This window comes from Paenibacillus sp. FSL F4-0097, from assembly GCF_038593125.1.
In the GTDB taxonomy this organism is placed as follows: domain Bacteria; phylum Bacillota; class Bacilli; order Paenibacillales; family Paenibacillaceae; genus Paenibacillus_AQ; species Paenibacillus_AQ odorifer.
In genome coordinates, this window is sequence record NZ_CP151965.1 from 5,380,658 (window position 1) to 5,392,068 (window position 11,411).

Sequence of the window (11,411 nt, forward strand, 5' to 3'; positions counted from 1 at the left end):
AAATTTGTCCTGACCCGAGTTATTCTCTATACTTAATATAGTACGTATTATATTTTAAGGAGCTGACTATTGATTATGGCTGATAAAATAACTTTAGGAAAAACCAATCTGCAGGTTCTCCCACTGGGTCTGGGTGCCAATGCTGTTGGCGGGCATAATTTATTTCCGGGTTTAAATGATGAAACCGGCAGAAATATTGTGCGCAGCGCTCTGGATCATGGGATTAATTTTATTGATTCCGCCTTTATTTATGGACCAGGAAGATCCGAGGAACTGATTGGCGAAGTGCTGAAGGAAAGAGGCGGCCGCGACAATGTGGTCATTGCTACTAAAGGCGCTCACGTGATTACCGGTGACAAGATTACACTCGACAACTCTCCAGCTTTTCTAAGACAGTCTGTAGAAGACAGTTTGAAACGCCTCCAGACCGATTATATTGATCTTTACTATATTCATTTCCCTGATGAAAGCACACCTAAGGACGAAGCTGTAGGTGAACTTAAGAAGCTGAAGGATGAAGGGAAGATTAGAGCCATCGGGGTGTCTAACTTCTCCATTGATCAGCTGAAAGAAGCCAACAAAGATGGTCATGTGGATGTTCTTCAATCCCACTACAATCTGCTGCATCGTGATGCGGAACAAAATTTGCTGCCTTATACGCAGGAGCATGGCATTTCTTTCGTGCCCTATTTCCCACTTGCGTCGGGCCTGCTGGGCGGCAAATATAAGCAAGGCGATACATTCAGCGACATTAGAAAAAATGACCCGCTATTTCAAGGGGAGACCTTTGCCAAGAATCTGGAGAAGGTGGACAAGGTTCGTCAGATTGCCAATGCTAAAGGTGTCGAAGTCGCACATGTCGTACTTGCCTGGTATTTGACCGTACCTTCCATCGATGCGCTTATTCCGGGCGCCAAACGTCCTGAGCAGATCGTTTCCAACTTAGAGACGCTGAAGGTGCGGCTGACACCAGAAGAGATCAAAACTATAGATTCCATATTTAAGGCGTAATCTAGCCTCATTAGATTAAGGGGTTGTCCCATGGCCACGAAATGGCTGCTGGGGCAGCCCCTTTTGTGCTTGGGTTCATCGGATGATTCGGGTTAGATAGTTCGATTGCCACGATTCGTAAGATTCGTCATTCGTTCGTTTTATTTCCTTCGTACGTTCGGTCGACCTATCACAGCTCCCCGCACAATGCCCCTATCGGACACAGTTGACCCTTAACGCAGCATTATTGCACATTTGGAATTCCAACGGACCTCATAGCCGCTATTGGCACAAAATACACCTAATATGAACCTTTTTCTAAGCAATAACGTCTCTGGGGTCCGAAACCCTGCTGAAAAGGCGATAAATTTGCATATAACGTCATCTGGGTCCGTAAGCGGCAGCGGATGGCAGTCGATCGTAGTGGAGAGCAATCATTCTTCTCCAATATCCTAAATTCTTTGTATTAGTAAATATTGTTTGCTATACTTTCTCTGAAGTAACATTGGACTTTAATTTTTATAAAAAGGGGAATTCCTTGATGATTATTCAACCTAAAACTCGCGGATTTATATGTACAACAGCCCATCCTGAGGGATGCGCCAAACAAATACAACAACAAATTGAATATGTAAAAGCACAAAAGAAAATTGAGGGACCTGCTAATGTACTAGTCATTGGCGCTTCTACCGGATACGGACTAGCTTCCAGAATTTCAGCCGCTTTTGGTGCGGGCGCCAACACCATTGGTGTTTTCTTTGATAAAGCTGCTGAAGGTCAACGTACAGCTTCTGCTGGCTGGTACAACTCTGCTGCTTTTGAACAACAAGCAGCGCAGCTTGGACTTAAATCTCACAGCATAGTTGGCGATGCCTTCTCCGATGCTATCAAAGAGAAGACCATTGAATTGATTGAAGCTGAATATGGCACAGTTGATTTAGTTGTCTATAGTGTCGCTTCACCACGCCGCACTCATCCGGTAACAGGAGAAACCTTCTCCTCCGTCATTAAACCGGTGGGAACCGCTTATTCGAACAAAACCTTGAACTTCCATACAGGTGAAGTTTCCATGACCACTATTGAGCCTGCTTCAGAAGAGGAAGTACGTCAGACCATCGCAGTTATGGGCGGCGAAGACTGGAGAATGTGGATCGATCAGCTTCAAGCAGCTGGCGTGCTTGCCGAGGGAGCTACAACCGTTGCTTACTCCTACATCGGGCCTGAAATCACTCACCCTATCTATCGCGACGGAACGATTGGTCAAGCCAAACATGATCTGGAACAAACAGCGGTCCAACTGAATGATCGCCTGTCCACTCAAGGTGGACGTGCTTTTGTTTCCGTGAACAAAGCTCTGGTAACCCAATCCAGCTCCGCGATTCCTGTAGTCCCTCTTTATATCTCTGCATTGTATGAAGTAATGAAGGAAAAAGGGCTGCACGAGAACTGTATTGAACAAATGTACCGTTTATTCTCTGAGCATCTTTACAGTGGGGGCGAAGCTACTGCTGACGGAGGCTGCTTGATCCGAATTGATGACTGGGAAATGCGTGAGGATGTTCAGACTGAGGTTATGAAACGTTGGGACGAGCTGACAACCGACAATGCAGGTGAGCTTGCTGATCTTGAAGGCTACCGCCAAGATTTCTTTAACCTGTTTGGTTTTAGAACAGAGGGTGTAGACTACGAAGCTGACATTGATCCTAATGTCGACATTCCAAATATGTATTAATAACTGATTTATAGACAAATGAGGTTATCTCTGAAGTAGTGAATTCTACTGATGAGATAACCTCTTTCTCTTTTAGATAGACATTGGCTTACCTCCCCTCTTTATGATATGGTTTGATTGAATACTGCATGTTCTACTAACATTCGAAGGAGTGAGTCACTTTTGGTTAAAAAAATTAGTGTAGCAAACGGCGCACTTGAGGTGTCACAAATTTCGCTTGGCTGTATGCGGATTGCTGATTTATCTGCAAAAGAAGCAGATACACATGTACATAGTGCCCTCGAGCTCGGAATAGACTTTTTTGACCACGCCGACATCTACGCAGCTGGCAAAGCCGAAGAAGTATTCGCAGGTGTACTGGAGAACAATCCGGGTATGCGTGATAAAATGATGATCCAAACCAAATGCGGAATCCGCAACGGTTTTTTTGATTTCTCCAAGGAACATATCCTGCAATCCGTGGAAGGCAGCCTTAAGCGCTTGAAAACAGACTATATCGACGTCCTACTGCTTCACCGTCCTGACACGCTATTTGAGCCAGAAGAAGTCGCTGAGGCTTTTGATATTCTGGAAAGCAAAGGTATGGTCAAACACTTTGGTGTCAGCAATCAGAACCCGTTGCAAATCGAGCTGCTTAAGAAAAATGTAAAGCAACCGCTGCTGTTCAACCAGCTGCAATTGAGCATTATGGTCACTGGCATGATTGATACAGGTTTCAATGTGAATATGACTAACTCCGGTTCAGTTGTTCATGATGGCGGGATTTTGGAGTACAGTCGCCTGCATGACATGACCATTCAGCCTTGGTCGCCTTTCCAATATGGCTTCTTTGAAGGCGTATTCTTAGATAACGATAAGTTCCCTGAATTGAACGAGGTCATTAACCGCTTAGCAGCTGAAAAAGACGTAACCAATACAGCGATTGCCATCGCATGGATTCTCAGACATCCGGCAAATATGCAGCCTGTCGTTGGCACAACTAATACGCAGCGCTTGCGTGATATTGCCAAAGCTTCCGATATTACTCTCACTCGGCAAGAATGGTATGAAATCTACCGTGCTGCCGGCAATGTCCTTCCATAAACACCTAAAGCCACGAGGTACGTTATTAACGTACGCCGTGGCTTTTTTACCAGAGAGCGATTCAATCCTCACGTTCTAGTAAAACTAGATAGACAGCGTCAAGATATTCGTATACTCACAAAAAGAACACAAAAAATAATAACTACTACCGAAATACTTAAGATCATAGTGGTTCTTTTGTTATCCTTTTTCATAATCCATCCTTCCTTTCTATAGATGCACATCTCTCTTTTCAAAAGAAATTAAAGCAACGCTCAAGCAAACTCCTATGATTACAACAGGGATTAGGATCATACGAACACCCTCGTTTAGGGTATATATTTCATGTGAATTTACAGCAGAGAATTTAAAAATTTGCGTCGTTAGCGTATTTTCAGAAATCACTCTCAGATATACATACGAAGAGTCTTTCAGATAACCACTGAGCAGAAAATCGCCAAATACAAAAACAAACGTGGCAATAACAGCGGTAGCCGATTTTTTCATCAATACTCCTAACAACAGCACGACAGCGGAATAAGCTGCGAGATACAAAATATTGAATCCAATAGCCCCCATAGCAACGATAAACTTCCCCTCTAAGCTTTCATTTCCGATATGGGAACCCGTAACAAGCGCTGCCAGTATATACAATACATAAAAAAGACCAAAAAATTGAATTACCCACCATAATACCACTTTTAATTCGGTCAGATATTTTCCCAGTAAATATAATGACCTGCTCTGACCCGAAGCGATAATGGTTTGAACCGACCCATACTCAAATCCCTCGGTAGCAAAAAAACAAACGTAAATCGGGATGATAAAATACAGAAAAAAAGATAACTGAATGCTAGTGATTAAAGGCTCTAAAGGACTGTCTATATCAAATCCTACTTGTACCCCCATCCAAACCAGTAATAAGGCACTTCCAAACAGCAAAAGAAGACTTATCCCCTTGAACATGGGATCCTTGGTTACATAATAAGCTTCAGCCTTAAGAAAATTCCTCATTCGTTACCTCCAGCAATTAGATCCATATAATAGTTCTCAAGATTTGGAGCCGACAGGTTAATCCCTTCAATATGGATGCCCCGCTGTAGAAAAAAAGACATCAGCTCTTCCAGATTTGTACTCTCTTTAGGAATTTGAATTTCTCCAGCTTCGCTGATCGTAATGGTTTCTAGTTGGAGTTCACTTTTCAAAATCTGAAGTGTCGCTGCGGGATCAGCCGTTCGAATACAGATCTTTGTTTCCGCCGTATGTAAGAGTTCCTCCGCAGAAGCTTCTTTGATTAACCTTCCTTTATGAATAAAACCGTATTGGGTCGCAAGTAGCTGCAACTCACTTAAAATATGACTGGATATTAGTATAGTCACTCCTTGCTCTTTGGATAGCTTCTCCAGGATCTTTCGCACTTCTACAATGCCTGACGGATCAAGACCATTAATAGGCTCGTCCAATACCAGAAATTTGGGATCGTTAAGTAGAGCAATAGCCAGACCTAAACGTTGTTTCATCCCAAGGGAGTATTCTGAGGTTAGCTTAGAACCGGCATCTGCCAGAGAAACTGCCTGCAATACTTCCGCAATTCTGCTCTTATCCTTAATCCCAAACGCACGGCAATAAAACGTAAGATTTTGCTTCGCATTTAGATTAGGATAAAGCGCTGGCCTTTCAATTAGAAATCCAACCTTTCGCCTCGCCTCGTGAACAGCTTTTGTGTCCTTTTTTTCAAAAAGAGAGATTTCGCCATGTGTCGGATGTACCAATCCGCCTATTATCTTCATTAATGTAGTTTTACCTGCCCCATTTTCGCCAACAAACCCATAAATATCTCCTACCCCAATCTTCATATAGACATCCTGAAGCGCAAAAGACTCTCCGTATTGTTTGCTTAAACCTCTGGCCTCAAAGATCGTTTGAGTCAAATCAAACACTCCTCTTTTCACTTTTCCACATCCTAACATGTTGTCATGGACACTACATTCAAACTGTAATAATCAAGTTAGTTAATGTAATTATTAAGAAGGATTTGTATAATGTGACTTATATGGTCGACAAATTCCCGGATATTTTGGACAATTCTTGTCGAAAGGAATGATAAAGTGATACGTATTGCTGTCTGTGATGATGACTTTCCCACTACTGAATTAATAGAGAGACTTATTCTGGAGACTCAAAGGAATTTCACAAGGAAAATAGAGGTGTCGATCTTTTATTCCGGAGAAAGCTTCACTAAGGCCATTCAAGAAGCCTGCTCGTTTGATATTATTTTTATGGACATTGAAATGGCGGATATGGATGGAATAAAAGCTGGGTATGTGCTGCGGGGAAATGATGAAAATGATCTAGTGCAGCTTATCTATGTCTCTAGTCATGATGAATATCATCTGCAACTCTTCGATGTTCAGCCCTCGGGATTTATCAAGAAACCTATCGATTCAGAGATATTTAAGCACAAACTGATTTCTACGATTGAAAAAGTAATTCGCAAGCTGCAGCAAGGCAAAAAAAACTTCTTATCACTACAGCAAAAAGGAAAAGAAATTCTAATCCCCTATCGAAATATCATCTATCTGGAAAGCAACCGGCGGAGAATTATTCTTTATTCCTGCAAGGATCAACATGACTACTACAGTACACTAAACGAGGAAGAGCAGAAGCTTCCTGTGAGCGATTTTGTCCGAATCCATCAATCCTACATCGTTAACTTTTACTTTATTAAAGAAATCAGGAACCAGGGAGTAATTCTCCTAAATGGCGAAGCCTTACCCATTAGTGCAAAATACAGTGCCGATTTCAAGAAAAAATATCTGAAATTCAGGGGGAGTCTTGTTGGATAATATCTTTCTGGAGGAGTTATTTTATCTAGTAACGCTTCCACTTTTACCTATCATTATTCATTACTTCTACAGGCATTGTTTCGTTAGCCGACTTACCACCAAAGCCAATCTTGTTATCGTGTACTCCCTATATTTCCTCTGTATTGTCTTTCTGCACTATAGCTCACTGCCAGGCTCAATCCTACTCACGCTCAATATTGGCCTGATTGCTCTCTTATCTTTTTTTTACAATGGAAATATCAAATGGCGGATCGTTGCCGCTCTTTTTCTGGTTGCGCTTATTACGCTTAGTGAGTTATCATTACCCCTATTTTACTCGACAAAGGGATATATTCTGAACCAGTTTCTTTCCAAGCTGCTGATGTTTATATTAGCTTTTGTATCCGTGCGCGTAGCTAAAGCCTTTGGAAATGGCGGGTTATCTAAATGGTATTGGGTTCTATTATTTATTTGCCCTTCTATAAGCACACTAGGGATCTACAGCTTCGCATCCAGCCTTTATATGCAGTCCTTCCCTACCCTTGTTCCAATCCTGTCCACAGGGCTACTCATTATAAATTTATTGATATTTATCTTATGCGACCGTATGTTAGTTATCCAATCTGCGCAGAACCAAAGTTATTTACTTGAGCAACAAAATGCTTACTATGTAAATCAATATCTTTTGACAAAAGAAATACAGGAAGAATCTTTTAAGTTCCAGCATGATATTAAAAATATTCTCATAGGTTTACGCGCAAAGGTACAATCCGGTGAAGCTGCCAATCTGAATGAGTTGGACAACTTACTGGGGCAAATAGACAATCCAATAGGCGTTAGTAATAGCGGGAATACGATTATTGATTCCATTATCAACTACAAGCAGCAGGTCGCTGAGAAGCATCAAATCCCCTTCAAGTTAGACTTGAACATCCCTGCACAGCTGACGCTCGACACCACAGTTATCAGTGTGATTTTAGGAAATGCACTGGACAATGCCATTGAAGCTTGTTGCGATAAAAGAAATGAAGAGTGCTATATAACCATACATATGCATTATCTTAATGAAAGCTTGTTCATCCGGATTCAGAATCCTTATGTGAATGAAATTCATACGAATCGTTTTGGCGACATCTGCTCCACAAAAACTAATAAATCCGGTCATGGTATAGGCTTAAAAAGTATCCAGAAGGTCGTAGAGGATAGTAATGGCTTAGTAGATATTTCATATAACAATAATCTATTTCAAGTCGAAATTGTTCTTTTTATGGTCGCCTGTAAAAAAAGGAACAGCCTATCGTAAGTACAATAGGTTGTTCTTTTTTAGTTAACAGTGAGATGAATCGAACCTCCACAGTTCTCCTCTCGATTTTGAGTAAACATATTATTGTGAGGATACCGAAATATAAGTCTAAGAATAGAAATCTAAAAAGCCAAAAAAAATTCTTGTACAATGAAGATTTTTCGCGGCTTTTTCCGCATTCACAAAAAGTCATAAGGATACAAAACTCCCACAGTTGGACATTAGAAAGAGAACGGAATGCACTACGAGAAAACCAACTCTCCCCTAACAAACTTAAGCGAAATTTAATAAAAATCTCAATAAAAATGCAGATCTGTTCTTCTTTTTCTAAATTAGATTTATAAATATGCTAGTTACTCCTCAAACAATGAATCTAGCACGGTTGTACCTCATATCCAACTAAAGTCAATTGCCTCTTTTATATCTACTAATTTATTCCCCCAAGAACTTGTGAACTATTTCTCATCTTCAAAATAATAACTTTACATTTGTTGGACGATACCTGAACCGTGTAGAAGGTTCTCATGACGGACTTACAGATGCTGAGATTACACGAATTTCTAATGCTGGGCTGTTCATAGTATCCCTAAATCCTAACGGTTATAAAGTGGGAATCTACGGTTCAAGAGCTATTTGTGCCTACATCCGCGGCTCCTTCTCAGCTACGACACGTTATACTTTTATCGTCGATAATAGCTGGGCAGGTACTTTCAATGATTGGAACTTACGTCAATATAATTTTAACACCACGCTTGGCTCAGGCAACGGTCAGATTAAGATTGATTACGTAGAGTCATCTTCTCATGGAGGAGGGGGGTGGAAATAGTAACCTATTTTATTCAAATTGAGAAACAAATAGAAGGGATCCTTTAGCCTCCGAATTTTCTCACTGCTGCATGTACCGCTTGATACCTTATAATATCCTATAAGAAGTTGCATCTGTAATACAACATATTAATTCATTGGATTCATGTTATTTTTTAATCAATGAACGTTGCAAAATTGGATCCCTTACAATTCGCTAATACTCTTTTCGAATATTTCTCTCATAGGCTTCTATCCTTAGGCATACTTTAGGATAGAAGCCTTTTTGACTTTAGTTCGGGAATTAGTATTCATCGTATCTATTTTTCCATTATCTGAGATCCCATTGGACAATCAAAAAGCGGCCATTCCAATGGCCGCTTTTTTTAAGGATTTAGAAGCTTATCATAAGCTTCATCATAAACCCAAGTGATTCCTTCATCTTTACTGGTAAGATATATAGTTCCTGCCACACCGGTATCCTGATCAATTAACGAGATAGGGAACAGTCCTTCCTTTCTATTAAAGATAGGAGAAAGGGGATTTTTTTTATATTTATCAAACTTTTCTGGAAGCGATACAGCAAGCCTTTCCCAAGTTTGCCCCTGATCTTTGGTCCAATAAATTACAGGACCCTCATCCATATAATATCTGTACCCTAAAAACCCGATATCCGAACTAGAAAATCCCACGCCGGTCAAATGTTCCGAATAAATATCATTTGGATTGCCTATCTCTTTCCACGTCTTACCTCCGTCAGAGGTTTGATATACATAATTCAGCGCACTCCCAACTCCTTGTGAAGCACCACTGACCAGCCAACCATCATTTTTATTCGTGAAACCGATAAATTTTGTTTCATATCCCATTGCTCCAGGAATAGGATAGTCATTCCATGTCTGTCCCTTATCATTACTGATTAAAACATGCAGCGGCAATGATTTTCCATCTGCAAAACCATAAACAATAGCTGTTTTATCCTCGGATATAAAATAACCGGTGTTCTCTTGCCCCATTCCCAGAACCCCTCCGGTCGTATCCAATTTTAATGGCACATTTGCTTTAACATCTCCATTCCGATATGAAACAGAAACATTCCCCTCTGCATCTATGGAGTACGAATTGCCAGCATCATTAACAACAACTTGCTCCCCATCAAAGCCAATGGAATAGATCGTGCCGGGTTTGATGAATTCGGTGCCTTTTATATTAGTGCACGACGCCAACACGCTGATTACCCCGATCAAAAGCAGGACGGTATAAAATAGAGTGATGCCGTTTCGTTTTTTCTTCGTATTAAGAATAGATATAAATCGCTCTTTCATAGAAATTTCCCCTCCTGAAAAGTTAGTTGATAAAGCCAAAAAGCGGGGATCCGAATTCTGTATGACAGATAAGATAGCCTCACAATATTTTTTACGGTAAGATAAGCTTCGTGTACCCACTACCGTCTCATCACAGTAAATTTCAATTTCACGTCCTGCTTGGCGTACCATGAACCACACGAAAGGATTAAACCAATGAATTGCATGTACAATTAAGAGGAGTATCTTATATACAATGTCATGTCTCTTATAATGAACTAACTCATGCTTGAAGATAAATTCAAGCTCTTCATCGTTATATTGATCATGCGGCAAGAAGAGAATCGGCTTGTAAAAACCAACTAACATTGGATTTGGAACCTTTTCACTAATTAAAACGGTGATGGATAATTTTATTTTCATTTCTTTATAAACTTGGTTTATTTTCAATACCATCTGGTCACTTAAAAGAGAATTACTCCAACGAAGAGACTGTTTTCTGAAAAAGTAGTAACTGGTAAAATGATAAAGCAAAAAAAGTACGAACCCGGAAAACCAGAGCCAAGTTAAGATGTCCATAAGAGATGGTATATGATTTAACGATGCGGCCTGCTGAACAGGATGAGAAATCCCTGACACATCAATTTGTATGCTGTTGGAGGGAATGTCTTGAAACACTGTACTTATCTTTGAGCTATCAGGAAGCGGAATCCGTACGACATTATTGGCAAACGAAATGTTAAACGGAAGTAGCAAGCGTATAGTCAAAATCATCCATATCCAATATTTCCATTTTGCCGAATAGTTTTTGCTTAACCATGGAGACAAGAACATTAAAATGAAAATCATTAGACTTGTCGTTACTGAAATTATTAAAAAATCCAAAAAAAGGCTGGTCATTATCAGGAATCCTCTCTTTCTACCCGGTCAAGCATTTCACGCAGTTCTGCAAGATCATTTTTATCGATAGCCTTGCCATTGTACAGCGACATCACCATATCTTGAATAGAATTACCGAATAGTTTTTCAAGAGTAGATTTCCCTTCACATTCCTTATAATCCGTTTCTGAGATGGCTGCACGATAACTATTGCTCCGTCCCTCCTTTTCACAATACAGAAATCCTTTATCAACGAGTCGCGAAAGTACCGTCATTAAAGTAGCCAAAGCCCAATTTCGTTTATTACGTAATTGATTCGATATGTAGGAAGAACTCACTGGATTCCCAGTTTTCCAAATGACAAGCATAATTTCTAACTCTGCATCAGGTAGCTTCTTAATTTCATTAATCATGAATCAACCTCCATATTATACAGTTGTATAACTGCTTCTATTATACAACTGTATAAATAAAATGCAAGTCATCTTTTCTTTTGTTTCTATAAATTAGAG

9 protein-coding genes are annotated in these 11,411 nt (G+C 40.3%); 5 read left to right on the plus strand and 4 right to left on the minus strand.

Annotated features, from left to right (window positions below):
* Positions 1-75: 75 nt before the first annotated feature.
* The 3 genes from MHH86_RS24135 (at position 76) to MHH86_RS24145 (ending at position 3,805) form a co-directional block, all read left to right on the plus strand.
* Positions 76-1,011, plus strand: coding sequence for an aldo/keto reductase (locus MHH86_RS24135; RefSeq protein WP_076148075.1), 936 nt, complete (start codon positions 76-78; stop codon positions 1,009-1,011).
* A gap of 520 nt (positions 1,012-1,531) precedes the next feature.
* Complete coding sequence (gene fabV / locus MHH86_RS24140) at positions 1,532-2,722, plus strand: enoyl-ACP reductase FabV (protein WP_038573009.1); 1,191 nt, start codon at positions 1,532-1,534, stop codon at positions 2,720-2,722.
* Between the two features lie 162 nt (positions 2,723-2,884).
* Positions 2,885-3,805, plus strand: a complete 921-nt coding sequence (locus MHH86_RS24145) for an aldo/keto reductase (protein WP_038573011.1) — start codon at positions 2,885-2,887, stop codon at positions 3,803-3,805.
* A 210-nt stretch (positions 3,806-4,015) separates the two neighbouring features.
* Here the strand turns inward: MHH86_RS24145 and MHH86_RS24150 are convergent, their stop codons facing one another.
* The gene (locus tag MHH86_RS24150; protein WP_038573013.1) at positions 4,016-4,798 is read right to left on the minus strand and encodes a hypothetical protein; all 783 of its coding nucleotides are present in this window, start codon (positions 4,796-4,798) and stop codon (positions 4,016-4,018) included.
* On the minus strand, positions 4,795-5,736 hold the full coding sequence (locus MHH86_RS24155; protein ID WP_169744800.1) for an ABC transporter ATP-binding protein: 942 nt from the start codon (positions 5,734-5,736) through the stop codon (positions 4,795-4,797). Before MHH86_RS24155 ends, MHH86_RS24150 begins: the two co-directional genes overlap by 4 nt.
* A 156-nt stretch (positions 5,737-5,892) precedes the next feature.
* Between MHH86_RS24155 and MHH86_RS24160 the strand changes: the two genes are divergently transcribed.
* Positions 5,893-6,630, plus strand: a complete 738-nt coding sequence (locus tag MHH86_RS24160) for a LytTR family DNA-binding domain-containing protein (RefSeq protein ID WP_076148072.1) — start codon at positions 5,893-5,895, stop codon at positions 6,628-6,630.
* Positions 6,623-7,912, plus strand: coding sequence for a sensor histidine kinase (locus MHH86_RS24165; RefSeq protein WP_076148069.1), 1,290 nt, complete (start codon positions 6,623-6,625; stop codon positions 7,910-7,912). The genes MHH86_RS24160 and MHH86_RS24165 overlap by 8 nt, the downstream gene beginning before the upstream one ends.
* A 1,190-nt stretch (positions 7,913-9,102) precedes the next feature.
* On the opposite strand, the gene MHH86_RS24170 is transcribed toward MHH86_RS24165, so the two are convergent.
* Positions 9,103-10,905 carry a M56 family metallopeptidase gene (locus MHH86_RS24170; protein ID WP_342479446.1) on the minus strand — a complete coding sequence of 601 codons (1,803 nt, stop codon included), beginning with the start codon at positions 10,903-10,905 and terminating at the stop codon, positions 9,103-9,105.
* 17 nt (positions 10,906-10,922) lie between these two features.
* Complete coding sequence (locus tag MHH86_RS24175) at positions 10,923-11,312, minus strand: BlaI/MecI/CopY family transcriptional regulator (RefSeq protein ID WP_036687483.1); 390 nt, start codon at positions 11,310-11,312, stop codon at positions 10,923-10,925.
* Positions 11,313-11,411 lie beyond the last annotated feature (99 nt).